This is a genomic window from Pseudomonas sp. MDT1-85 (assembly GCF_054898065.1).
In genome coordinates, this window is the sequence record NZ_CM142715.1 from 1,987,379 (window position 1) to 2,012,244 (window position 24,866).

The following is a 24,866-nucleotide window of genomic DNA, read 5'->3' on the forward strand; positions in this document are numbered from 1 at the left end:
AGAGGCACTGATGGATCAAATTACGACAAACAAGGAGGCTACGGATTTCAGAAAGAAGCCCTTCCTGCAAAATATATTTTCCGTACTTTCGTTGTACTGGCGAAGCGAGGAGAGACTTTTTGCGTGGTGTGCGCTTACCGCGTTGGTGGTTCTCTCGCTGCTGGCCGTCGCTACCGCCCTGGCCATCAACGAGTGGTACAAACATTTCTACAATGCCATTCAAGATCTCGATGCCCATAAGTTTTATAACTTGGTGGCAGTGTTCCTCGCTATCATCTCGTTTTCGGTGCTGCGGTCAGTGCTGATCACCTACCTGGTGGATATATTTGCACTCAAGTGGCGACGCTGGTTGACCAACTACTACCTTTCTGCCTGGATCGTCAAGTCGACCCGGCCCGACCAAGTTGAGCAGTGTGTCGACAACCCGGATCAACGTATCGCCGAGGACATCAACAAGTTCACCTTTGAAACCATAGACCTCGCCTGTGGCCTTATTTATACCTTGGCTAGCGTCGTATCCTTCAGTGCAGTGCTGATCAGTATTTCGGGCGACGCGTTGTTCTGGGGAATTACCGTCCCGGCATATATGTTCTGGGCTGCCATCCTTTACGCCTTGCTGGGTACGTATATCAGCCAGAGAATCGGTTTCAAGCTGGTCTCCCTTAGTAATAACCAGCAGCGATCGGAGGCCGACCTCCGGTACCTTCTTATTCGCTTTCGTAACGGCTCAAAGATGCACTCAACCGACATTGGACGTCATTTCGAGAAAGAAAGCATCAGCGAAAAACTTGATGTCAGCCTAGCCAATATGCGCCTCACCATTCGAGTAAAAATGCGTCTGTCGTTATTCACTGAAAGTTACAGCCAACTCTCCCTAGTGTTTAGTAGCCTGTTGGCCGTTCCTCGATTTTTCTCCGGCAGCATCATGTTCGGTGATGTCATGCAGATCAATTCGGCATTTGGCAACCTGTGCGAAAATTTGAGTTGGTTTATCAATGCTTATCACCGTCTTGCTGACTGGAAGGCCACGACCGATAGACTGATTTCATTTGATGGTGCGCTGACACTTCTCGCTGAAGTCGATGACCCCACAACTAGATTTCAAACCGCATTTGCGGAGTAGTACAAGTATTTTCGCTGAAACTGCTCCGGTCACCGTTGATAACCCCGCATATTTTTGATATGAAGGGGGGGCAAAGGCTTCATCTATGTTTTAACGCGCAGATATTATGCTTTTCAAGCGAGCTATTTTTAATTGGATAGTGTTTCAATAAGATTGGCTCTGGCTTGATTTGGCTCTGCGCGTCCTTGGTGTGTCGGGTTGTAATAGTTTGGGTTGAATTCTATTTTAATGTTTGCTCATGGTTGTTGTCTGGCCTCAAGACACCTAAATGAGTTTGTCCAGAAATTTATTGATAGCGAAGAGCTTAAAGACCTTACTCGATGAAACCAACCTTCTGGTAAGAACAACATTTCTCCGGCTCTTAGTTCGAATTTCAAAAACTTGATATTTTGCGCATCGGGAAATACACCATAGTCAGGTTTCTCTGGGTCAAAATCACAACCGTCGAGTCCTCCGTTCGGTGAGGTTGACCATGCACCAAGCGCACCTCTATTGTGAGGGGCTGCAAGTATAAAACTCTTGGATCCCCATACTTGGACAAATAAGTTGTCTACGTCATCGCGATGCAGCGGCGTTAGAGTGTTTTTCGGTCCTATCCAAACTCGTGGAGCTACATATTGAGAGTGCTCAAAATACGGCGGATAATTTATTAAGTGCAGAAGCTTTTTTGGTAGTATATTGTTTCCCATGTATGGCGGTAGATCGCCAGGTTGGAGCGGGTCTTCAAGCTCATCTAGTGATCTTATGAAATCTACCATTGAAACGGTATTGAATTCTCGTTTGGTAGAAAACGTTAAATCTGCATAGTTTCCGTTGCGTGTAATGCCTCTAAGTTCTGAAAAGTATTCTAGAGATTTTTGTTTGCTGATATTCGATATTGGCCAATTTTGAATGGCGTCGCTAATAATTAGCGGTACGCCCTTGCGCATATACTTAGACCTGAAATTTTCAATCGAAAGCTCACTTTGTGTGAGTCGCTCTACCTCGTTAATTTGGGTGTCAAGCGAGATAAGTTCGCTAAATCGCTTTCGCGCAGGGTGGCGCTCATTGGTTGAGACAGTTTCTTGCTTGTAATGACTATCCGGTTGATCATAAATTAGTTGGGGTAAAAGTGTTGCTATACCTAAGTTTCCATCGACTTCAATAAGGCCTGATGCGTATAGTTGTTCTATGTTGGCGCTACCATCCAGAATGTTTAGGAGGTTCGCCTCTGAAATTGTGATGGTGACATCGGGTTGCGGGTGCATGCCCAAATAGATATGGGGCTTGGTGTTCGTGTCCACCCATATGTGACTATTTGGAAAAATGAACTGAAATATGCCGATTAGGCCGATGGCGTGAGAATTGGAAAACATTGCTGAAAGTGATAGATTTATGTTCATGTGAATGTGGCCTTCGTTGTTTTTAACGGTGCGGAAGCAAGCGTTCTTTAGTCGTATTTTTTTGTTTCTTGATGCCGTTTGGGGCTCTCTGGTGGTGTAGTGCTTTTCATTGTTGCTGCAAAAAGTTCTGATCTTGAGTTAACTCCTTTCTTTCGTAAGATTGATGATACGTAGTCGCGCACCGTGAAATCGCTAATGCCTAGTGAAATGGCTATTTGCTTGTTGCTCTTTCCATCCAGGAGCAAATGTAAAACCTCCAGTTCTCTGTTGGTCATGAGTGTTTAGCTCCATATATAATTAAGCTTTGTCCATAAAGTGTTCGCCTGCGAGCAAATTTCGTAATTGTTGAGAACTTTGTGCGTCTCGGAAAAATTCCAGATCTGTTTTGAGATAATTTGTAGTGGATTCAAAAGAATACAGAGGGGGCGGATCTTTAGGTAGTTCATCAAAGGCATCATGACTTGCAGGAAACGTCCTACCAGACCGTCATAAATTAGGTTAAGTAACAGCGATTTTAAGGTGAGATCGCCAAGTCTTACGGATGTTATCCATATCACCTGTAAGAAGAATCTTAGGTGGCAGTTCATTCCTCCATCGTGATCCTTATTCCCATTCGCCATAAGCCCCTTACTTTGCGTGATATGGCCTGCGCGCGTTTGCCGGTATGATAGGCGCCCCCGCAGTCTGGATTGCGAATACGCCATGACCTTGCAGTACCCAACCATCGCCGATTGCGTCGGCAACACTCCGCTGGTCCGTTTGCAGCGCCTGCCTGGCGCCACCAGCAACACCCTTTTGCTCAAGCTCGAAGGGAACAACCCGGCGGGTTCGGTCAAGGACCGTCCGGCGCTGTCGATGATCACCCGCGCCGAATTGCGCGGGCAGATCCACGCCGGCGATACGCTGATCGAAGCGACCTCGGGCAACACCGGGATCGCCTTGGCAATGGCTGCCGCGATCAAGGGTTACAAGATGATCCTGATCATGCCGGACAACTCCAGCGCCGAGCGTAAAGCTGCCATGACGGCTTATGGCGCCGAGCTGATTCTGGTCACCCAGGAAGAAGGCATGGAAGGTGCTCGCGACCTCGCCCAGCGAATGGAAGCCGAAGGCCGCGGCAAGGTGCTGGATCAGTTCGCCAACGGCGACAACCCCGAGGCGCACTACACCACCACTGGTCCGGAAATCTGGCGTCAGACCGAAGGCACCATCACTCATTTCGTCAGCTCGATGGGCACCACCGGCACCATCATGGGCGTTTCGCGCTACTTGAAAGAGCAGAACGACAACGTGCAGATCATCGGGCTGCAACCGATGGAAGGTTCGGCGATTCCGGGCATCCGTCGCTGGCCGCAGGAATACCTGCCGAAGATCTACCAGGCCGAGCGCGTGGACCGGATCGTCGACATGGCGCAAAGCGAAGCCGAAGACGTGACCCGTCGTCTGGCGCGCGAAGAAGGCATCTTCTGCGGCGTGTCCTCGGGCGGTGCCGTGGCGGCGATGCTGCGTCTGTCCAAAGAAGTTGAAAACGCGGTGATCGTCGCGATCATCTGCGACCGTGGCGACCGTTACTTGTCGACCGGCATTTTCGACGCGCCCAACTGATGGCCAAGCAAGAGAGAGGCCTGCGTTTCCAACCCACGGGCGGCAGCAAGGCCCCGCAAGTCCCGACCGGCAAAAAGCAGCGCTTGACCATTGAGCGCCTGGCCAATGACGGTCGCGGTATCGCGTTTTTCGAAGGTCGCACCTGGTTCGTCATCGGCGCATTGGCCGGTGAAGACATCGAGGCTCGGGTCTTGGGTGCCCACGGCAAAGTGGTCGAGGCGCGCACCGAGCGCGTATTCCTGGCCAGTGAATTGCGCCGCCCGGCACCGTGCGCTCATGCCGCTCGTTGCGGCGGTTGCAGCGTGCAGCATTTGCCCCACAACGAACAGCTCGCCCTGAAACAGCGCATGCTCGCCGAGCAATTGTCGCGGGTTGCCGGTGTCGAACCTGAAGAGTGGGCAGCGCCGTTGAGCGGTCCGGAATTCGGTTACCGCCGTCGCGCCCGAGTGGCGGTGCGTTGGGACATGAAAGCGAAAAAACTCGAAGTCGGCTTCCGCGCTGCCGGCAGTCAGGACATCGTCGCCATCAACGAATGCCCGGTGCTGGTACAGCCCTTGCAACCGATCATGACCCGCTTGCCGGAGATGCTGCGGCGCTTGAGCAAACCTCAGGCGCTGGGGCATGTGGAGTTGTTCAGTGGTTCGTCATTGGCGGTATTACTGCGGCACATGGCGCCGTTGTCCGACACCGACCTGACCATCCTCAAGGAATTCTGCGCGTTCCATGAAGCCCAGTTGTGGCTGCATGGCGACGGCGAGCCGCAACCGGTCGAGGCCGATCAGTCGCTTGGCTATCGCCTTGAGCAGTGGGACTTGAACCTGGCGTATCGGCCGGGAGATTTCATTCAGGTCAACGCCGGGGTCAACGAAGCGATGGTCGCCCAGGCATTGGCATGGTTGGCGCCGAAATCTGATGAACGGGTTCTGGATCTCTTTTGTGGGTTGGGCAACTTTGCCTTGCCGCTGGCCAAAACCGTTCGCGAAGTGGTGGCGGTGGAGGGCGTGCAGGCGATGGTGGAGCGTGCCGCCACGAACGCTGTCAGCAATAATCTGCATAACGTGAAGTTTTTTCAGGCCGATTTATCCCAGCCTTTGGCCGATGCCGAATGGGCAGATGAAGGCTTTTGTGCGGTACTCTTGGACCCACCTCGCGACGGTGCTTTCGAGGTGGTGCGCAAGCTGGCGACCCTGGGCGCCAAACGATTGGTGTATGTGTCATGCAACCCGGCAACTCTGGCGCGCGACACAGTCGAATTGATCAAGCAGGGCTACCGGTTAAAACGTGCCGGGATTCTCGATATGTTTCCTCAGACGGCACATGTCGAGGCCATGGCGTTATTTGAAGCGAGCTAGGACGGCTCGTCTGGTCCGACTGACCCGCTCGTGCAAAGCGCATTCGTCTTAGCCCCGCGAGTGCACACGGGCAGCGAAGGTCAGCGATTTGACGCATTGAATCTGCGTCGTAGGGAAGGTAAAGCAAGATGGTACAGGTGAGAGCACACCAGCCGATCAACACGGACGGCAGTATCAACCTCGAGGCTTGGCTCGATCATGCGGTCAGTGTCGATCTGGCACTGGATCGCGAAGCCTTGAAGGAAGCCTGCGAGTTCGCTCGCGAGGCCGAACAACAAGCCAATGCGGCGAAGAATCTGTGGTCCGAAGGGACCTCGAGTTTCCGCACGGGCCTTGAGATCGCCGAGATTCTCGCCGACCTCAAACTCGACCAGGATTCGTTGGTCGCGGCAGTCTTGTACCGTGGCGTGCGTGAAGGCCAGATCCAGTTGCCGGCGGTCAGCCAGCGTTTCGGTCCGGTGGTCGCCAAACTCATCGACGGCGTACTGCGCATGGCGGCGATCAGCGCCAGCCTGAGCCCCCGTCAGTCCCTGGTGCTGGGCACTCAAGGCCAGGTCGAAAACCTGCGCAAAATGCTCGTGGCCATGGTCGACGACGTGCGTGTCGCGCTGATCAAACTGGCCGAGCGCACCTGTGCAATCCGCGCGGTGAAAACCGCTGACGACGAGAAGCGCAATCGCGTCGCCCGTGAAGTCTTCGACATTTACGCGCCGCTCGCCCACCGCCTCGGCATTGGTCATATCAAGTGGGAGCTGGAGGACTTGTCCTTCCGCTATCTGGAGCCCGACCAGTACAAGCAGATTGCCAAGTTGCTCCATGAGCGACGGCTGGATCGCGAGCGCTTCATCGCCGACGTGATGACCCAACTCAAAGACGAGTTGCAGGCCACCGGCGTCGATGCCGACATCAGCGGCCGTGCCAAACACATCTATTCGATCTGGCGCAAAATGCAGCGCAAGGGTCTGGAGTTCAGCCAGATCTATGACGTGCGCGCGGTTCGCGTGCTGGTGCCGGAAATGCGCGACTGCTACACCGCGCTCGGCATCGTCCACACCCTGTGGCGGCACATTCCGAAAGAGTTCGACGACTACATCGCCAACCCGAAAGAGAACGGCTACCGCTCGCTGCACACCGCGGTAATCGGCCCTGAAGGCAAGGTGCTGGAAGTGCAGATCCGCACCCACGCCATGCACGAGGAAGCCGAGCTGGGGGTCTGCGCCCACTGGAAATACAAGGGCACCGACGTCAAGTCCGGCTCGAACCACTACGAAGAGAAAATCTCCTGGCTGCGTCAGGTACTCGAGTGGCACGAAGAGCTGGGTGATATTGGTGGCCTTGCCGAACAACTGCGGGTCGATATAGAGCCGGATCGGGTCTACATCTTTACTCCGGACGGTCACGCCATCGACTTGCCAAAGGGCGCGACACCGCTGGACTTTGCCTACCGCGTGCACACCGAAATCGGTCACAACTGCCGCGGCGCCAAGATCAACGGGCGCATCGTGCCGCTCAACTACAGCCTGCAAACCGGTGAACAGGTCGAGATCATCACCAGCAAGCACGGCACCCCGAGCCGCGACTGGCTGAACCCGAACCTGGGTTATATCACCACCTCGCGAGCGCGGGCGAAGATCGTTCACTGGTTCAAATTGCAGGCGCGCGATCAGAACGTCGCGGCCGGTAAAACCTTGCTCGAGCGCGAACTCAATCGCCTCGGCCTGCCGCAGGTAGACTTCGACAAGCTGGCCGAGAAGGCCAACATGAAGACCGCCGAGGACATGTTCGCCGCCTTGGGCGCAGGCGATTTACGCCTGGCGCAACTGGTGAACCTGGCGCAGCAACTGGTCGAGCCGGAACGCGGCAACGAACAATTGGAACTGATCCCGCGCAAAGCCACCGGCTACAAACCGGGCAAGCGCGGCGACATTCAGATCCAGGGCGTCGGCAACCTGATGACCCAGATGGCCGGCTGCTGCCAGCCGCTGCCGGGGGATGCGATCGTTGGTTACATCACTCAGGGCCGTGGCGTGAGCATTCACCGCCAGGATTGCGCCTCGGTGCTGCAACTGGCCGGCCGCGAGCCGGAGCGGATCATCCAGGTCAGCTGGGGCCCGGTGCCGGTGCTCACCTATCCGGTGGACATCATCATCCGCGCCTACGACCGTTCCGGCCTGCTGCGTGACGTGTCGCAGGTGCTGCTCAACGAGCGGATCAACGTGCTGGCGGTCAACACCCGTTCGAACAAAGAGGACAACACGGCGTTGATGTCCCTGACCATCGAGATTCCGGGGCTGGATGCGTTGGGACGGTTGCTGGGGCGGATTTCCCAGTTGCCGAACATCATCGAAACCCGCCGTAACCGCACGCCGTGAGAGACCTGTACGGAAATTGATGGTGACACCTGTAGGAGCGAGGCTTGCCCGCGAAGGCGGTGTGTCAGGTATGCCGCCTTCGCGGGCAAGCCTCGCTCCTACGAGTGCAATCTGTAGAGACTGATTGATGTATTCACTTGAAGACTTGCTGCACTTGATGAACCGTCTGCGCGACCCGCAATACGGCTGCCCGTGGGACATCAAGCAAACCTGGGCGACCATCGTCCCGCACACCCTGGAAGAAGCCTACGAAGTCGCCGACGCCATTGAGCGCGGGGACTTCGATCATTTGCAGGGTGAGTTGGGCGACTTGTTGTTCCAAGTGGTCTATTACAGCCAACTGGCTCGGGAAGAAGGGCGCTTCGAGTTCGATGGCGTGGTCGACAGCATCACGCGCAAGTTGATCCGCCGTCATCCTCACGTGTTCCCCTCCGGTGATCTGTATGCGCCGCTGGACATCCCGCGTCTGAATGAAGAGCAGGTCAAACAACGCTGGGAAGAGATCAAGGCTGAAGAGCGCGCCGAGAAGTCTTCGGCGCCGGAGCAGTTGTCCTTGCTCGACGACGTGCCTGCCGCGTTGCCGGCGCTGTCCCGTTCGGCAAAACTGCAGAAGCGCGCAGGGCAGGTCGGTTTCGACTGGCCAGACGCCTTGCCGGTGCTCGACAAGGTTCGCGAGGAGCTCGATGAAGTGCTCGAAGCCATGGCTGACAATGACTCGGCAGCGATTGCCGATGAAGTCGGTGACCTGCTGTTTTCCGTGGTCAATCTGGCGCGACACCTCAAGGTCGATCCGGAAACCGCACTGCGCGGCGCGAACTCAAAGTTTGAAAGACGCTTCCGATTTATCGAACAGGCATTGCGCGACACCCACCGTCCCATAGAAGATTGCACCCTCGAAGAGTTGGACGCCTTGTGGGGCGAAGCCAAACGTCAGGAAAAGAATTTGCCCAGCTGCGGTTGAGCAGTTGCCTAAGTGAGAAATAAGCACCATGAGCATTTCCCTTCGCGACCAGTTGCTCAAAGCAGGGCTGGTCAATCAAAAGCAGGCCAAACAGGTCGGCAAAGAGAAGCAGAAGCAGCAACGTCTGGCCCACAAAGGTCAGATTGAACTCGATGACTCCCAGCAGCGTGCGGCTCAGGAAGCCATGGCCGAGAAGGTCAAGCGCGACCAGGAACTGAACCGCCAGCAGCAGGAGAAGGCAGAAGCGAAGGCCCGTGCCGCCCAAGTCAAGCAATTGATCGAAGTCTCGCGCCTGCCCAAGCTGACCACCGAGGACTACTACAACTTCGTCGACGACAAGAAGGTCAAGCGCATTTCCGTCAACACGCTGATGCGCAACAAGCTCAGCAGCGGCTCGCTGGCGATCGTGCATCACGCCGGCGGTTACGAAGTGATCCCTCGTGAAGCGGCCCTGAAGATTCAGGAGCGTGATCCCCAGCGCATCGTGCAGCTGAATGTGCAGACAGAAGAAGTCAGCGTCGAAGACGATCCGTATGCGGCCTATCAGATCCCTGACGATCTGATGTGGTAAGGCGTTAGCGACTGCAACAACGACAAACCCCGCTCATGGCGGGGTTTGTCGTTTTCAATGCGGTGAATTATGCAGAGCGTGCTTCGCGTTGCTGTTCCAGGGTTTCCAGTTCGGCCTTGTATTTGTGGGCTTCGGTCTCGGAGTGGAACATCCCGACCAGCAGGTCTTGTTGATGTACATCCCAGATGCGGATACCGGCGGCGATGCCTTCATGGGACATATGTGAATCGTCGCGTTCAGTTACTTTTACAGTCATCTGCTAGCTCCAATCTCTGTTATCTGCAGCAAGGCGTGTGCAGGCCTTTGTTATATATTTTGTTAGCTGGCTAAGTAAACGACAGAGTTCGGCAACCCATTTTTGCAGAATCGGCAAAAGTCCTGCAGCCCGTGAAATACGCCGCATTCAGTCGCAGGCCATTGAGTTTCATGACAAATGTTTCATGTTTGCGAGGATGAAAACGTCGCTCTTGAAGCCACACTGCACGACCTGTAGCAGCTGGCGCAGCCTGCGTTCGGCTGCGCAGCAGTCGTAAAATCAGCTACTCCGGTATGTCAGGTAAACCGCATTTACCGGATATACGACTGCTTCGCAGCCGAACGCAGGCTTCGCCAGCTGCTACATATCGCATTACGGTGGCCGCATTTTTCAGAGGCAAAAAAAACGCCCCGAACCAGTCGGGGCGTTTTTGTGTGCAGCGAAACGGCGAGGTGTTATTTACCTGCCCAGCGCTTCAGTACCAACGTGGCGTTAGTGCCACCGAAGCCGAAGCTGTTGCTCATCACGGTGTTGATGGTGGCGTCTTCGCGAGTCTTGGTCAGGATTGGCATGTCTGCCACTTCCGGGTCCAGTTCGTCGATGTTGGCGGAACCCGCCATGAAGTTGCCTTCCATCATCAGCAGGCAGTAGATCGCTTCGTGAACGCCGGCGGCGCCCAGGGAGTGACCCGACAGGCTCTTGGTGGAGCTGATGGCCGGGGCCTTGTCGCCGAACACTTCACGCACACCTTTCATTTCCATGACGTCGCCGACCGGAGTCGAGGTGCCGTGGGTGTTCAGGTAGTCGATCGGGGTGTCGACGGTGGACATGGCCATCTGCATGCAACGGATGGCGCCTTCGCCGCTTGGGGCGACCATGTCGTAGCCGTCGGAGGTCGCGCCGTAGCCAACGATTTCCGCGTAGATCTTCGCGCCGCGGGCCAGAGCGTGTTCCAGCTCTTCGACCACGACCATGCCGCCACCGCCGGCAATGACGAAACCGTCACGCTTGGCGTCGTAGGCACGGGAAGCTTTTTCCGGGGTTTCGTTGTACTGGCTGGACAGTGCGCCCATGGCGTCGAACAGGAACGATTGGCTCCAGTGTTCTTCTTCACCGCCACCGGCGAACACGATGTCCTGCTTGCCCAACTGGATCTGCTCCACAGCGTTACCGATGCAGTGAGCACTGGTGGCGCACGCGGAGGAGATCGAGTAATTCACACCCTTGATCTTGAACGGCGTGGCCAGGCAAGCCGAAACGGTGCTGCCCATGGTCCGCGTGACGCGGTACGGGCCTACGCGTTTGACGCCTTTCTCGCGCAGGATGTCCAGCGCTTCCATCTGGTTTAAGGTCGACGCGCCACCGGAACCGGCGATCAGGCCGGTACGTACGTTGGAAACCTGCTCTTCGGTCAGACCGGAGTCTGCGATGGCATCTTTCATGGCCAGGTAGGCGTAAGCCGCTGCGTGGCCGACGAAGCGAAAAATCTTGCGATCAATCAGCTCTTCGAGGGGAAGGTCAATGGAGCCGGAAACCTGGCTACGCAGACCCATTTCGGCATATTCCGGGTTGAACCGGATGCCAGGGCGGCTTGCACGCAGGTTAGCGGAGACGGTCTCTTTGTCATTGCCCAGGCACGAAACGATGCCCAGACCAGTGATAACGACGCGGCGCATGCGGATAACCCTTAGAAGTTGTCAGTGGAGGTGAAAACGCCGACCCGAAGGCCTTCGGCGGTGTAGATTTCGCGGCCGTCGACGGTCACCGAACCATCGGCAATGGCCATGTTCAGCTTGCCTTTCAGGACGCGTTTGATATGGATGTTATAGGTGACTTTCTTGGCAGTCGGCAGTACCTGGCCAAAGAATTTCACTTCGCCCGAACCCAGGGCGCGACCGCGGCCCGGCAGACCTTGCCAGCCGAGGAAGAAACCGACCAGTTGCCACATGGCATCGAGGCCCAGGCAGCCCGGCATCACCGGATCACCTTCGAAGTGGCAGGCGAAGAACCACAGGTCCGGAGTGATATCCAGCTCGGCGACCAACTCACCTTTGCCGTACTTGCCACCTTCTTCGCTGATATGGGTGATGCGATCGACCATCAGCATGTTCGGGGCGGGCAGTTGCGCGTTACCTGGGCCGAACAGCTCACCGCGACTACAGCGCAGCAGGTCTTCCCGAGTAAAGGCGTTTTGTTTGGTCATGCGAGCTCCTCAATAGTCCATGCGGCAGGGTGGGGGCGAATCTTCCCGGCCGATCGAAGCGTTCATGCCTCGAGTCAGCAGCCTACTCATAGACTATTGCGTTGTGGTGAAAGTCACAGCACCAAGGACATGAATGTACACTTGTGCACTGAAATTATTATTCAAGCCCCTTTTCGGGACTGTTCGGGCGCCTAAGACTGCCGCACTTTCGTCGTTCACGCCAGTCGCAGATAGCCGAAAGGCCTGTACTACTGCACCCATCGCTGCAGAATTTGCTGCAGATCAGTGCGTTTGAAGGGCTTGGCCAGGTAATCGTTCATTCCCGCTGATAAACAGGCTTCACGGTCGCCCTGCAAGGCATTGGCCGTCAGGGCAATGATCGGCACGTCAGCGCAGCCGGGTAATCGGCGAATCTGTCGGGTAGCCTCGTAGCCGTCGATGACCGGCAATCGGCAGTCCATCAGAATCGCTTCAAAAATCCTGCTCTCGGCACTACGCACTGCTTGTGCACCATCGGTGACGACGCTGACAGTAAAGCCCAGACTGCGCAACATTGCTTCAACAACGGTGCGGTTGACCGGATTGTCCTCCACCAGCAGCACATTGCGACCTTCGCCGTGGTCATTACCGGTATGTCCTCGCGGGGTCAACGCCGGCAGTGGCTGCTTATATAGCGCCAAAGGGATTTCCAGGGTGAACGCCGAGCCAACGCCTTCTTCGCTCTGCGCGCGCAAGGTGCCGCCCATCCGCTCAGCCAGGGTGCGGGCAATTGGCAGCCCCAGTCCGGTGCCGCCGTAACGTCTTGAAATAGAACTGTCGGCCTGCTGGAACGCGTTGAACATCAACTCCAGGCTTTCGGCCGGGATGCCGATTCCGCTGTCGCGTACGGTGCAGGTGAACCACAGGAGTTCGTGATCCAGGGACTGCCACTGCGGTTCGATCGTGACGCGACCCCGTTCGGTGAATTTCAGCGCGTTGCCGACCAGATTGACCAGAATCTGCCGAATCCGCGTCGGATCCCCCTGAACCTGCAGGGCACGCATGTCCACGGGGATGCGCAGTTGCAGGTCGAGCCCGCGTTGCACCGCGCTGTGCTGGAACGACTGGGCGCAACTGCTGATCAGGTCCGGGAGGTTGAATGGAATGTGCTCCAGTTCCAGTTCCGAACGCTCGATGCGCGAGAAATCGAGAATGTCGTTGATCACTTTGAGCAGGTGTTCGGTGGATTCCGAGGCCAGCGCCGCGTACTCGATCTGCTCCTCGGTCATCTCGGTAGTTTCCAGCAGTTGCAACATGCCTAGCACGCCATTCATCGGCGTGCGCAGTTCGTGACTCATCATCGCGAGGAAATCGGATTTGGCGTTGTTGGCCTTTTCCGCTTCTTCGCGGGTCTGGATCAATTGCGCCATGGCCTGATGCTGTTCGCGACTGGCTTGTTCAAGGCCTTGGGCGAGGTTGTTGATGTGCTGCGACAGGGCGCCCAGTTCGGTGTCGTCGACAATCGGCAGGGGCGTTTTGTAGTCGCCCTCCTGGATCGCCTTGACCGCATTGCCGATGTCGTGGATCGGTTGCGACAGGCTGCTGGCCAGGCGCCGAGCGAGCAGAAACGTAAACAGCAGAGCGAACAAGGCCAGGATCGCGGCCTTGAAGAGGATTTCCTGCTGGCGCTGGTTGAAGGCGTCATTGGACAGACCGACGATCACCCGGCCCAGATAATCCTCGCCCGGCGCACTGGCGACGGTACGACTGTTCTGGAAAAAGTCATTATTGAGCGCGATGCGTTGCAGACGCACCGGTGCCTGGAACACTTCGACCTGATGCGAGCGGTTGTGCGCTTCCGACGGCTGCTCGACGTACACCAGAATCCGGTTGGTGCTGTCCTGCACTTCCAGAAAGCGCACATTGGGCGTGGCCAGGGTGGCCTTGAGCAAACTTTCGAGTACCTCGTTGTTGCCTGAAATTACCCCGTATTCGGTGGCCGGCGCCAGTTGGTTGGCGATCAACTGACCGGTGTGATTGAGTTCCTGGCGCAGGTCCTGGATTCGCACGAAGGTGAAAAAACTGATCAGCAGCAACGTCAGCAACAGGGCCGGGCCGAGGCTAATGATCTGGGTGCGGGTATTGATGTCCCAACCGCGGCGGAAGGTCATGGGCGGCGTTCTCCTTCGGCCAGCTGTGTTGCGACAGAGGCTTCATTCATCGGTTCAATACTTAATGAACGAGCCACTTGCGGGTTGCTCAAGACCTTGAAGTGTTGCGGATAAAGTGCGCGTGGCCAGGTGTTCGAGGGGCGGTCGAGCAGTTCGTCGAGAATCTTCAGCCAATCGTTCTGGTCGCTGTAAGTGCTGGCCAGGCTACCGGCCCTGACGAAGGCCGCGTTGGGACCGATCAGCGCCAATTGCCGCGCATAGCTGCTGAGCAGCAGGTTTTTCACGGTTTTCGGGTTATACAGATCAGGGTCGTCCAGGCCCAGCAGCACATCACTGTTTTTCAGCAGGGCCTGCAAGGGGCGGCTGTCATGGGTGTTATCCCAACGCTCGGTGACCACTTCAAGGCCCAGGGGCAGGGCGGCCTGACGCAGTTCTTTCAAAAGAAATTCGCTGTGTCTGTCGAAAAGCACGCCGACCCGCCGGGCCTCAGGCAGAAGCAGTCGGGTCAAGCGCAATTGTCGCTCCAGCGGCGGATCGCTCCAGAGCAGGCTGAGGTGCGGGGGCATTTCATTGCCCAACCGTTGGCGGGCTTGCATGCGACTGATGCGCAGCACCAGCGTCGCCGGGCCTTGGGCGTCTTGCAGGCGCCAGTCGAGGCTGGGCAAGTCGAGTAGAACCAGGCGGGTGCCGACGGGCAATTGGCCTGGCGCCGGCAGGCTGGCGACAGGCTGGAAGCGCACATTGTCGGTGGGGCGCAACTCGCTGAGGGCTTGAACGAAAGACTGCACGCCGGGATTGTCCTCGGCGCCGGTCAGCAGAATGTCGGCGGCCCGTGCCGGCAGATTGCACAGCAGCCCGGTAAACACCAGGCACAACCCCGCCAGCAGGCGGCCAAAGGTTGGCGTCTTCGGTGACGGGCGATGCTGCATCTTAGAACTCCAGCTCCGCGCTGAAGTAGAGCACCCGGCGATCGTCGTAATTGTTGTCGACGAAGGTGGTGGGCTGATTGTCGAGGCGTTGCTGGAGAACCCCGGCCAGTTCCAGATTGGCTTTGCCCAAACCGATGCGTTTGGCGATGCGCGTGTCGACCCGTTCGAAGCGGTAACCGTTGAGGGCGTCGGCACCATAGTAGAAGAGCGCACTGTTCCAGCCCTGGCCCCAGCTGCGTAGCCAACCGGCCGAGCCGCTGTTGCGCGCAGTCTGTTGTGCATCCAGCGGGTTGCTCGCCTCGGCATCGACGTAGGCATAAGTCAGGCGCAAACGATCGGCGCTGCTGACGCGCCAATCCAGCTGGGTTTCAGTCCCGGTGAAGCGCGAGCTGTTCGAGTTGCTGGCGATGTATTGGTTGTTGCGCAGCGGTTCGCTGATCATGCCGGTGATTTCGTCGTAGAACAGCTTCACGTCGACCGCCAGCCCCCACTCTGCGAAGTAGCCGTTGTAGCCCAATTCCCGGGAGCGCATGCGTTCCTGTTCGAGGTCGCCCGGGCCACGGGTCCTGACGAAATATCGGGCGCTGGACTGGCCGTAGGCACTGGGCTTCAGGTTGGTCACCTGATAACTCCAGTTGACGTTGTTCTCGAACATGTCCGGCGAGCGGATGGCTTGCGAATACACCGCGCGCAAGCCGTGGCGCGGGTTGATCAGGTAATTGACCGCCACCCGCGGGGTCAGCGAGTTGCCGGTCAATTGCGTGTCTTCGTACATCGCCCCGCCCTGCAGCAACCAGTGCTCGGTGGCGCGCCACTCGAGTTGGCCGAACGCCCGCCAGGTGGTGTCGTCGAGCGTGCCATTGAAGTAGGTCTCGGAATTGGCCCGGTCGTAACGATAGTTCATGCCGCTGACCAGCCGCAGACTGTCGGACAGACTGAGCGTATCTTGCAGTTCGAGGTCGTAGCGCGATTCACGGGCGCTCTGGTCAATGTCGCCGCAGAGGGTTTGCCGGGCGCCATTTCGCCATTGATCCAGCACCTGATTGCCCAATGCCTGTTCGGCCGGTGTACCTGCCGGTGCACCTAAGCTGGTAAAGCGCACCATGTTGCGCGCCAGGCGTTCGGTGTAATTCGGATTGAGTTGCCAGAGTTCGGTCAGTTCGGGGCTGAACGAGACCTCGGCATCGCAGGCACGCCAGGTCTGCTGACGATCCCAGTGTTGCGCCGAGCCTTGAATATAAAGGCTGTGATTGGGATTGATGTCCAGGTTCCAGCGCAGCGAGCCGGCATAGTCCTTGGCGATGACGTCGGAATTGTCCCCGGCGGCGGTAATCCCTGAGAACACCGGACGGTAGGTATAGGGCCGCTGGTTAGTCCCGTCCTTGGCATTCAGTTGCCAGTCGATGTTCTGGTTTTCATTGAGCGTCTGGCTGACGGCGAGGCTGAAGCGGTTCAAGCGACGACTGTCGCGGTAATCGGCACCGGTGCGGTCCGAGTCGAAGCCATCGTCTTGCTGGCCGGACAGCGACAGGCGCAAGTCGCCGCTGTCCCAACCCATGCCCTGGCTGGCATAGAAATCATTGATACCGCGCTGGCCACGGGTGACTTTCAGCCGCGTGCCGTGGCTGTCGGCCGGTTTGCGGGTGATGATGTTGACCACCGCCATCAGCGCGTTGGCGCCGTAGCTGACGGTGTTCGGGCCACGGAAAACCTCGATGCGCTCGATGTCTTCCATGGCCACCGGAATATCACTCCAGTCCACCGTGGCGAGGCCCGCGCGGTACACCGAGCGGCCGTCGATCAATACCTGCATGCGCCGCGCTTCGCTGGCATTGGTGCCGTGGTAGTTCACCGCCGCCTGATTGCCGCTGATGTTACCGACCATCATCCCCGGCACCAACCGCAGCAACTCGCTGATGTCCCGCGCGCCGCTGGCATTGATCAGTTCGCTGTCGATCACCGTCATGCTTCCCGGCACGGCCGCCGGCGATTGCTTCAGGCGCGTCGCCGTCAGCACTTGCGGCAGCGGATCATTGTCGAGGAACAGGTCGTCGGCCAGCAATGGCGAGCTGAAGACCAGCGCCAATACCAGCGGCGAGCGAGGGCAGGGAAAGCCAAAAGACACGGCACGGCCTTGATAGCGATTAGTTGGCGCGCATGTTAACCGAGCGCAAAGACTTTTCCAGTCACGTTGTGGGCATTTTCCTCGGTTTTCTTGGTCTTCTTCCTACAAGTGTCGGTAATTGATGCTGGGGCTGGCCGCGACCGGGCCGCTCCGTATAATGCCGGCATCGCCACTGGTATGGATTAACGGATTGCATATGACTGAACAGCGCCCAATTGCGGTCCTGGGAGGCGGAAGTTTTGGTACCGCCGTGGCTAATCTGCTGGCCGAGAATGGGCATCAGGTCCGGCTGTGGATGCGCGACCCCGAACAGGCCGAGGCCATTCGGGTCAATCGTGAGAACCCGCGTTACCTCAAAGGCATCAAGATTCTTCCGGCGGTGGAGGCGGTCACGGACCTGCAAGCCACCCTGGAGGCCTGCGACCTGTGCTTCGTCGCGCTGCCATCCAGCGCGCTGCGCTCGGTATTGGTCCCTCACGCCGAGCGTTTGAGCGGCAAACTGCTGGTGAGCCTGACCAAAGGCATCGAAGCCCATACGTTCAAGCTCATGAGCGAAATCCTCGAAGAGATCGCCCCGCAAGCGCGCATTGGCGTGCTGTCGGGCCCGAATCTGGCCCGTGAAATCGCCGAACACGCGCTGACCGCCACCGTGGTCGCCAGTGAAGACGAAGAGCTTTGCCAAAGGGTTCAGGAGGCGCTGCACGGCCGAACCTTTCGCGTGTACGCTAGCGCCGACCGCTTTGGCGTGGAGCTGGGCGGGGCGCTGAAAAACGTCTACGCCATCATCGCCGGCATGGCGGTGGCGTTGGGCATGGGTGAAAACACCAAGAGCATGCTGATCACCCGGGCACTGGCGGAAATGACCCGCTTCGCGGTGAATCAGGGCGCCAACCCGATGACTTTCCTCGGCCTGGCGGGTGTCGGCGATTTGATCGTCACCTGTTCGTCGCCGAAAAGCCGCAACTATCAGGTCGGGTTTGCCCTCGGCCAAGGTTTGAGCCTGGAAGACGCGGTGACGCGTCTGGGCGAAGTGGCCGAAGGGGTGAACACCCTCAAGGTGCTCAAGGCCAAGGCTTCGGACGCGGGCGTGTATATGCCTTTGGTCGCCGGATTGCATGCGATTCTGTTCGAAGGACGCACGCTTGATCAGGTAATTGAGTTGTTGATGCGTGGTGAACCGAAAACCGACGTGGACTTTATTTCCCCCAGTGGTTTCTAAGCACTTAACCGATACGAGCAGGGAGCGAGACAGACATGAATGATCCGAAAGTAGAAGCCAAGTACGAATCCATCCTGCTGCGAGTGCTGTGGATGATTGTCTATGTGCTGGTCTGGCAAGTGGCGCAATTGATCCTCGGTGCGGTGGTGCTGGTGCAGCTGATCTATCGTTTGATTTATGGCGCACCGAGCGCCAGCCTGATGAACTTCGGCGACAGTCTGAGCCAGTTTCTGGCGCAGATCGGTCGTTTCGGCAGCTTTCACAGCGACCAGAAGCCTTGGCCGTTCGCCGATTGGCCGACGCCGCGTACTCCGGAAGGTGAAGCCCCGCACGTTGTGGCGCCAGCACCGCATCCGGCCCGAGATGAGGAGCCAAAACTATGAAACTCTGGGTATTGCGTCATGGTGAAGCCGAGCCTCACGGTAGTCGCCCGGACTCCGAGCGGGCATTGACCGTCAAGGGGCGTGAAGAGGTGTTGCGCGCTGCCGCCCAATTGATCGGGAAGCCGTTAACCGCCATTTATGCCAGTCCTTATCATCGAGCGCAGGAGACGGCAGAAATTGTGCGTACGGCGCTGGGTTTCGCGCCGGAGATCCGCACGGTCGACTGGCTCAAGCCCGACAACTATCCGCAAGCAGTGGCGGAGCAGTTGGTGTCTGTGGATCACGCACTGCTGGTCAGCCATAACCCGCTGGTCGGTAACCTGCTGGGCTATTTGCAGCATGGTCATGTGCAGGAGCCGGAGAAAGTCGGCACAGCCGGGTTGGCGGAGCTTGAGGGCGACGAACTGCTGGTCGGGGCGATGAAGCTCAACGGCATCAAACACCCGTAATCTGCTTCTGCTCTGGCTTCTGCTTTTGTAGGAGCGAGGCTTGCCCGCGAAGCTTTTAGCGTTTTCGAAGGCTTCTTCGCGGGCAAGCCTCGCTCCTACAAGAGCGGTGGCGTTCCTTTTTTTAAAGGCGGCATTCCTGGTTTTTGTGTGAAATAGTCAACCAAGCACTTGCTTGGTTGACTACGCTTGCTCCAGACAAAAAATAAAGGAGCAAGTCGCATGTCTGCTGCTTCCCGTTTGCCATTGGACGCCTTCTACGAGCGTGAAACTCGTCATCCCCGCCAACGCTTTTTGGTGCAACCGATGGGTGGCGGCCAGGTCGAAACGCTGACCTGGGCCGACGTTGGTCATCAGGCGCGCTGTGCCGCCCACTGGCTGCGGGCTCGCGAATTGCCCCAAGGCAGTCATATCGCGCTGATCTCCAAGAACTGCGCCCACTGGATCATCGCCGATCTGGCGATCTGGATGGCCGGCCATGTCTCGGTGCCCCTTTATCCCAATCTGACCGCCGACTCCGTGGCTCAGGTGCTCAATCACTCCGAAGCCGCACTGGCATTCATCGGCAAGCTGGATGACTGGCCGGGCATGTCCGCCGGCGTCAGTTCCGACCTGCCAACCATCAGCCTGCCGCTGTGCCCGGCCGGCACCTTCGATTTCAGCTGGGCCGATCTGCAACGCAGCTCGCCGATTCAGGACGACCCCAAACCCGCCGCCGATCAACTGGCGACCATCATTTACACCTCCGGCACCACGGGCCAACCCAAAGGCGTGATGCACAGTTTCGGCACCTTGGGATTTGCCACCACTCGTGGCACGCAGTTGTTCGGCCTGAATGAGTCGGATCGCCTGCTGTCCTACCTGCCGCTGTGCCACGTCGCCGAGCGGATGTTCGTTGAGTTGGCGTCGATCTACACCGGACAAACCGTGTTCTTCGCCGAGAGCCTCGATACCTTCCTCACCGATTTGCAGCGTGCCCGGCCGACCGCGCTGTTTGGCGTGCCGCGGATCTGGACCAAATTCCAGATGGGCGTCTACAGCAAGATCCCGGCTCAACGCCTCGATTTTTTGCTCGGCTTGCCCTTCATTGGTAAACGGGTAGGGCACAAAGTCCTTGCCGGGCTGGGGCTGGACGCGTTGCGCATCGCCTTGTCCGGCGCGGCGCCCGTGCCGCGGAGCTTGCTGCTGTGGTACCAAAAACTGGGGCTGGATGTGCTCGAGGTGTACGGCATGACCGAAAGCTGCGGTTATTCCCACATCGGCCAGCCCGGTCCGAACAAACCTGGCTGGATCGGCAAGCCATGCCCGGAAGTCGAGGTGCGCATCGAACCGTGCGGTGAAGTACTGGTACGTAGCGGCGCGACCATGCTCGGCTATTTCAAGGAAGCTGAGAAAACCGCCGAAACCATCACCGAGGATGGTTTCCTGCGTACCGGTGACAAGGGCGAGGAAGACGCCGAAGGCAACCTGCGCCTGACCGGGCGATTGAAGGAAATCTTCAAAACCAGCAAAGGCAAATACGTCGCCCCTGCACCGATTGAAAATCGCCTGTCGGTGCATGCGCGGATCGAACAAGTGTGTGTGGTTGGCGATGGTTTGAGTGCACCGCTGGGGTTGTGCGTGTTGTCGGCGGTCGGTCAGCAGGACGCGAAGGGATCGGCCCGGGCGGGTTTGCATTCAAGCCTGGAAAAACTGCTGGAGGAGGTCAACGGTGCCCTCGACAGGCATGAGCGCTTGCGTCGGTTGGTGGTGGTCAAGGACAGTTGGGCGGTAGAAAACGGCTTCCTGACACCAACCCTGAAGATCAAGCGCAACATGATCGAAGCGGCTTACGGTGCGCGCTTCGAAGAATGGAGCGAGCGTAACGAGGCGGTGCTGTGGCAGGATTGAGCCACGAACAACTCCAACAAAGGAACGTAACGATGAGTCTGTGGCGCACCACTCCCAACGTCGAGCAGTTGAACGCAATCCAGAAAAACACCATCGGCGAAGTGCTGGATATTCGCTTCGAAGCCTTCGATGACGAGTCCCTGACCGCAAGCATGGTCATCGACCACCGTACGCACCAGCCCTATGGATTGCTGCACGGTGGCGCCTCGGTGGTGCTGGCCGAAACCGTTGGCTCGATGGCCAGTTTCCTGTGCATCGACGCCAGCAAGTTTTATTGCGTGGGCCTGGAAATCAACGCCAACCATTTGCGCGGCCTGCGCAGTGGGCGGGTGACGGCGGTGGCCAAGGCGATTCACATCGGTCGCACGACGCATGTCTGGGATATTCGGTTGAGCAATGATGAAGGGAAGGCCAGTTGCGTGTCGCGGCTGACCATGGCGGTGGTGCCGTTGGGGGAGAATCCTCCGGCGAGATGATTTAGAAGATCAAAAGATCGCTGCCTTCGGCAGCTTCCTAACCTGCGATCTTTTGATCTTTGCTACATCTCCTACCACCATTCCTGGCAGTTATGGTCATTGCTGTAGGACCCGGTCTTACGGACAATCAACCCCCGTTCTCGCTCATGGATTTGCAGGTATGTCGCAACAGATATTTTTCGCCCACGCTAATGGCTTTCCTTCGGGGACCTACGGCAAGTTGTTCGCGGCGCTGGCGCCCGAGTATCAGGTGACGCATCTGGAGCAGCACGCCCATGACCCGCGTTTTCCGGCGGATGACAACTGGAACAACTTGGTGGATGAGCTGATTTATCACCTCAAGCAGCAGCCCGAGCCGGTCTGGGGCGTCGGTCACTCCTTTGGCGGCGTGCTGCACCTGCATGCCGCATTGCGTTGCCCTGAGCTGTATCGCGGCGTGGTGATGCTCGATTCGCCGGTGCTGACCCGCGCCGATCAATGGGTGATCCGTGCCGCCAAGCGCTTCGGTTTCATCGATCGCCTGACCCCGGCCGGCCGCACGCTGGGACGCCGGGAAGAGTTTGCCGATCTGGACGCGGCCCGATTGTATTTCGCCGGTAAAACCCTGTTTCGTGGCTTCGATCCGGAATGCTTCGAGGCCTATCTTCGACATGGTTTGCACAATGTCGGCGGCAAGTTGCGCCTGCGTTTCGACCCAGCCACGGAAATCAGCATCTACCGTGGTGTGCCCCATACCAGCCCCGGCCGTGCCCGGCAATTGAAAGTGCCGCTGGCGGTGGTTCGCGGGCACAAGAGCCGCGTGGTGATGCGCCATCACGCCCGGTCCGTCGGGCGCATGCCTCTGGGCGAGTCCTTGACCATGCCCGGCGGGCATATGTTTCCCCTCGAACGTCCACAAGACACGGCCACGCTGCTGAAGAATCTGTTCAGTCGCTGGGAAGGTCGCAGCCAACAGGATTGCGCATGAACAGCGTCGTCGAAGAAGTTCGCCTGAGCCTGCCGCATATCGAGTTGGCGGCGCACTTGTTCGGTCCCGAGGATGGCTTGCCGGTGATCGCCTTGCACGGCTGGCTGGACAACGCCAACAGCTTTGCCCGGCTGGCGCCCAAGCTCCAAGGCGTGCGCATCATTGCGCTGGACATGGCCGGGCACGGTCACTCGGGGCATCGGCCGAATGGCGCCGGTTACGCGTTGTGGGACTACGCGCACGACGTGCTGCAAGTGGCCGAGCAGTTGGGTTGGAAACGTTTTGCGCTGCTGGGGCATTCCCTGGGGGCGATCGTCTCCCTGGTGCTGGCCGGGTCGTTGCCGGAACGGGTGACCCATCTGGCCTTGATCGATGGCGTCATTCCTCCTACAGACAAAGGAGAAAACGCTGCCGAGCGCATGGGCATGGCCCTGCAAGCGCAGCTGGATCTGCGGGAAAAACGCAAACCGGTCTACAACACCCTCGACCGCGCCATCGAAGCACGAATGAAAGGCGTGGTGGCAGTCAGTCGCGAAGCCGCCGAACTGCTGGCCCAGCGCGGCTTGATGCCGGTGCCGGGCGGTTATACCTGGCGCACCGACAACCGCCTGACCCTTCCATCACCGCTACGTCTGACCACTGAACAGGCGATGGCCTTCGTCCAGCGTGTCAGTTGTCCGACACACTTGGTGGTCGCGGCTGACGGCATGCTCGCCAAACATCCCGAGTTGCTGGAACGTCTACCCTTTAGCCGTGAACAGTTGCCTGGCGGCCATCATTTGCATCTGAATGACGAACCCGGTGCCGACCTTGTCGCAGACTGTTTCAATCGGTTCTTCGCCGTTCCTTGACTTGCGCCCGGCAACTGTCGAGGCTGGGCGGGTTGAAATGGGAGACAACCATGATAGATCTGTACACCGCTGCGACCCCGAATGGCCACAAGGTCTCTATCGTGCTCGAGGAACTCGGCCTGCCCTATACGGTGCACGCCTTGAGTTTCGACAAAAAGGAACAGAAGTCCCCGGACTTCCTCAAGATCAATCCCAATGGCCGGATTCCGGCGATTGTCGACCGTGCCAATGGCGATTTCGCCGTGTTCGAGTCCGGCGCGATTCTGATTTACCTCGCCGAGATGACCGGCAAACTGCTGCCACAGGACCCCAAGGGGCGCTCGGTGGTGTTGCAGTGGCTGATGTTCCAGATGGGTGGGATCGGTCCGATGCAGGGCCAGGCCAACGTGTTTTTCCGCTATTTCCCGGAAAAACTCCAGGGTGCCATCGACCGTTATCAACACGAAACCCGGCGCTTGTATGAAGTGCTCGACACGCGTCTGCAAGCCGTAGAGTTTCTGGCGGGCGAGTACAGCATTGCCGACATTGCCACTTATCCGTGGGTCCGTGGCCATGAATGGTCCGGTGTCGCGGTGGATGGCTTGTCATCACTGCAGCGCTGGATGGCGACAATGGAGGCGCGCCCTGCGGTACAACGCGGTTTATTGGTGCCCGAGCGCATCGATGACGACAGCGTCATCAAGGGTGCCCAGGCCATGCTGATTCGATGAGTCTATCCATGCGTTCACTCACTCTGCTGGCGCTGTGTTGTTTCAGTCCTCTTTTATTTGCCGCTGATGTCCCTGGCAGCCAGGACCTGCCGATCGTGCCGCGTATGGCCGATGCGCAGATCGTCGATTATCGCCCGGCTGTCGAGCTCGAGCGGATCTACCCGCTGGGTTCGATCCGCAAGATCAGTGGCCAGCTGCGCTTTGACGGCCAAGTCACCGCCCGGGGTCAAACCACCTCGGTGACCTACGAATTGCCACCGGAGCATTCCTCCACCGATGCCTTCACCACCGCTCGCGAAGCCTTGCAGAAACAGGGCGCCGAGTTGCTGTTCTGGTGCCAGGCCCGGGATTGTGGCGAAAGCAGTCTGTGGGCCAATGAAGTCTTCGGCAACGCCAAGCTGTATGGCGCCGATAATCAGCAGGCTTATTTGCTGCTGCGTCTGGCAGCCCCTCAAGACAACACACTGGTGGCGCTTTACAGCATCACTCGCGGCAATCGCAAAGCCTATTTGCACGTCGAGCAGTTCGACGCTGCTGCACCATTGGGCGATTTGGTGCCAACTTCCGCGACCTTGCTGCGACAGCTAAAAAGCACCGGAAAACTCGATTTCCCCAAACTCGACGGCGACCCTGACGAAACCTGGCTGCGTTTGCTTTCCCGAGGCCTGAACCTGGACACTACATTGCGCGTCAATGTTTCGGGGCCCAATGCCGAAGCCTGGCGTCAGGCGCTGATCGGCCAGGGTGTGCGCTCGGCGCGGATGGAAACCGGCAACGTCGAAGGCTCTGGCCTGCACTTCGAGCTGTTGCGATAAGCTTCATCAGGCGAACGCGGTTCGCGCGTTCGCCTACTCTTTGCTGGCTGACTTTTTCGGCTGACTTTTTTCGGGATCAT

Annotated in this window: 23 protein-coding genes; 15 read left to right on the forward strand and 8 right to left on the reverse strand. The window is 58.1% G+C overall.

Features of this window, described 5'->3' with window-relative positions; translation table 11 throughout:
• Positions 1-10 precede the first annotated feature (10 nt).
• On the forward strand, positions 11-1,123 hold the full coding sequence (locus ACYZT2_RS08970; RefSeq protein ID WP_461971510.1) for an SbmA/BacA-like family transporter: 1,113 nt from the start codon (positions 11-13) through the stop codon (positions 1,121-1,123).
• 236 nt (positions 1,124-1,359) lie between these two features.
• Here the strand turns inward: ACYZT2_RS08970 and ACYZT2_RS08975 are convergent, their stop codons facing one another.
• Both ACYZT2_RS08975 and ACYZT2_RS08980 read right to left on the reverse strand, forming a co-directional pair.
• Positions 1,360-2,505: a cupin-like domain-containing protein gene (locus tag ACYZT2_RS08975; protein WP_461971511.1), complete on the reverse strand. Its 1,146-nt coding sequence runs from the start codon at positions 2,503-2,505 to the stop codon at positions 1,360-1,362.
• A gap of 47 nt (positions 2,506-2,552) precedes the next feature.
• On the reverse strand, positions 2,553-2,780 hold the full coding sequence (locus tag ACYZT2_RS08980; protein ID WP_461971512.1) for a response regulator transcription factor: 228 nt from the start codon (positions 2,778-2,780) through the stop codon (positions 2,553-2,555).
• A 427-nt stretch (positions 2,781-3,207) separates the two neighbouring features.
• On the opposite strand from ACYZT2_RS08980, the gene cysM reads away from it, so the two are divergent.
• The 5 genes from cysM (at position 3,208) to ACYZT2_RS09005 (ending at position 9,366) form a co-directional block, all read left to right on the forward strand.
• Positions 3,208-4,110: a cysteine synthase CysM gene (gene cysM, locus ACYZT2_RS08985; RefSeq protein WP_095051678.1), complete on the forward strand. Its 903-nt coding sequence runs from the start codon at positions 3,208-3,210 to the stop codon at positions 4,108-4,110.
• Positions 4,110-5,462 (forward strand): 23S rRNA (uracil(1939)-C(5))-methyltransferase RlmD, encoded by a 1,353-nt coding sequence (rlmD, locus tag ACYZT2_RS08990; RefSeq protein WP_461971513.1) that lies wholly within the window; start codon positions 4,110-4,112, stop codon positions 5,460-5,462. The genes cysM and rlmD overlap by 1 nt, the downstream gene beginning before the upstream one ends.
• A gap of 128 nt (positions 5,463-5,590) precedes the next feature.
• Entirely contained in the window at positions 5,591-7,834 is a 2,244-nt protein-coding gene (gene relA / locus ACYZT2_RS08995; protein ID WP_008074961.1) for a GTP diphosphokinase, read from the forward strand.
• Between the two features lie 127 nt (positions 7,835-7,961).
• Positions 7,962-8,795 carry a nucleoside triphosphate pyrophosphohydrolase gene (gene mazG, locus ACYZT2_RS09000; protein WP_461971514.1) on the forward strand — a complete coding sequence of 278 codons (834 nt, stop codon included), beginning with the start codon at positions 7,962-7,964 and terminating at the stop codon, positions 8,793-8,795.
• A gap of 28 nt (positions 8,796-8,823) precedes the next feature.
• Positions 8,824-9,366 (forward strand): DUF2058 domain-containing protein, encoded by a 543-nt coding sequence (locus tag ACYZT2_RS09005; RefSeq protein WP_461971515.1) that lies wholly within the window; start codon positions 8,824-8,826, stop codon positions 9,364-9,366.
• Between the two features lie 67 nt (positions 9,367-9,433).
• On the opposite strand, the gene ACYZT2_RS09010 is transcribed toward ACYZT2_RS09005, so the two are convergent.
• From ACYZT2_RS09010 to ACYZT2_RS09035, 6 genes are all read right to left on the reverse strand, one after another.
• Positions 9,434-9,622 (reverse strand): hypothetical protein, encoded by a 189-nt coding sequence (locus ACYZT2_RS09010; RefSeq protein WP_008011665.1) that lies wholly within the window; start codon positions 9,620-9,622, stop codon positions 9,434-9,436.
• A gap of 455 nt (positions 9,623-10,077) precedes the next feature.
• Positions 10,078-11,298 (reverse strand): beta-ketoacyl-ACP synthase I, encoded by a 1,221-nt coding sequence (gene fabB, locus ACYZT2_RS09015; RefSeq protein ID WP_461971516.1) that lies wholly within the window; start codon positions 11,296-11,298, stop codon positions 10,078-10,080.
• A gap of 11 nt (positions 11,299-11,309) precedes the next feature.
• A complete protein-coding gene (gene fabA, locus ACYZT2_RS09020; protein WP_007899046.1) occupies positions 11,310-11,825 on the reverse strand; it encodes a 3-hydroxyacyl-[acyl-carrier-protein] dehydratase FabA in 516 nt (171 codons plus the stop codon).
• Positions 11,826-12,073: 248 nt separating this feature from the next.
• Positions 12,074-13,975, reverse strand: a complete 1,902-nt coding sequence (locus ACYZT2_RS09025; RefSeq protein ID WP_461971517.1) for an ATP-binding protein — start codon at positions 13,973-13,975, stop codon at positions 12,074-12,076.
• Positions 13,972-14,904, reverse strand: coding sequence for an ABC transporter substrate-binding protein (locus ACYZT2_RS09030; protein ID WP_461971518.1), 933 nt, complete (start codon positions 14,902-14,904; stop codon positions 13,972-13,974). Before ACYZT2_RS09030 ends, ACYZT2_RS09025 begins: the two co-directional genes overlap by 4 nt.
• 1 nt (position 14,905) lies before the next feature.
• Positions 14,906-17,029 (reverse strand): TonB-dependent receptor plug domain-containing protein, encoded by a 2,124-nt coding sequence (locus tag ACYZT2_RS09035; protein WP_461971519.1) that lies wholly within the window; start codon positions 17,027-17,029, stop codon positions 14,906-14,908.
• A gap of 196 nt (positions 17,030-17,225) precedes the next feature.
• Between ACYZT2_RS09035 and ACYZT2_RS09040 the strand changes: the two genes are divergently transcribed.
• The 9 genes from ACYZT2_RS09040 (at position 17,226) to ACYZT2_RS09080 (ending at position 24,786) form a co-directional block, all read left to right on the forward strand.
• Positions 17,226-18,248, forward strand: coding sequence for an NAD(P)H-dependent glycerol-3-phosphate dehydrogenase (locus ACYZT2_RS09040; protein ID WP_461971520.1), 1,023 nt, complete (start codon positions 17,226-17,228; stop codon positions 18,246-18,248).
• A gap of 35 nt (positions 18,249-18,283) precedes the next feature.
• Positions 18,284-18,631 carry a DUF4389 domain-containing protein gene (locus tag ACYZT2_RS09045; protein ID WP_052966905.1) on the forward strand — a complete coding sequence of 116 codons (348 nt, stop codon included), beginning with the start codon at positions 18,284-18,286 and terminating at the stop codon, positions 18,629-18,631.
• Positions 18,628-19,080 (forward strand): phosphohistidine phosphatase SixA, encoded by a 453-nt coding sequence (sixA, locus tag ACYZT2_RS09050; protein ID WP_461971521.1) that lies wholly within the window; start codon positions 18,628-18,630, stop codon positions 19,078-19,080. Before ACYZT2_RS09045 ends, sixA begins: the two co-directional genes overlap by 4 nt.
• 219 nt (positions 19,081-19,299) lie before the next feature.
• Positions 19,300-20,967 carry an AMP-binding protein gene (locus ACYZT2_RS09055; protein WP_461971522.1) on the forward strand — a complete coding sequence of 556 codons (1,668 nt, stop codon included), beginning with the start codon at positions 19,300-19,302 and terminating at the stop codon, positions 20,965-20,967.
• A gap of 32 nt (positions 20,968-20,999) precedes the next feature.
• The gene (locus ACYZT2_RS09060) at positions 21,000-21,443 is read left to right on the forward strand and encodes a hotdog fold thioesterase (protein ID WP_461971523.1); all 444 of its coding nucleotides are present in this window, start codon (positions 21,000-21,002) and stop codon (positions 21,441-21,443) included.
• A 160-nt stretch (positions 21,444-21,603) separates the two neighbouring features.
• Positions 21,604-22,410, forward strand: coding sequence for an alpha/beta fold hydrolase (locus ACYZT2_RS09065; RefSeq protein ID WP_461971524.1), 807 nt, complete (start codon positions 21,604-21,606; stop codon positions 22,408-22,410).
• Complete coding sequence (locus ACYZT2_RS09070) at positions 22,407-23,261, forward strand: alpha/beta hydrolase (RefSeq protein WP_461971525.1); 855 nt, start codon at positions 22,407-22,409, stop codon at positions 23,259-23,261. Before ACYZT2_RS09065 ends, ACYZT2_RS09070 begins: the two co-directional genes overlap by 4 nt.
• A gap of 50 nt (positions 23,262-23,311) precedes the next feature.
• Positions 23,312-23,971, forward strand: coding sequence for a glutathione S-transferase family protein (locus tag ACYZT2_RS09075; RefSeq protein ID WP_461971526.1), 660 nt, complete (start codon positions 23,312-23,314; stop codon positions 23,969-23,971).
• Between the two features lie 8 nt (positions 23,972-23,979).
• Positions 23,980-24,786: a DUF4892 domain-containing protein gene (locus tag ACYZT2_RS09080; protein WP_461971527.1), complete on the forward strand. Its 807-nt coding sequence runs from the start codon at positions 23,980-23,982 to the stop codon at positions 24,784-24,786.
• The last annotated feature ends 80 nt before the right edge of the window (positions 24,787-24,866 follow it).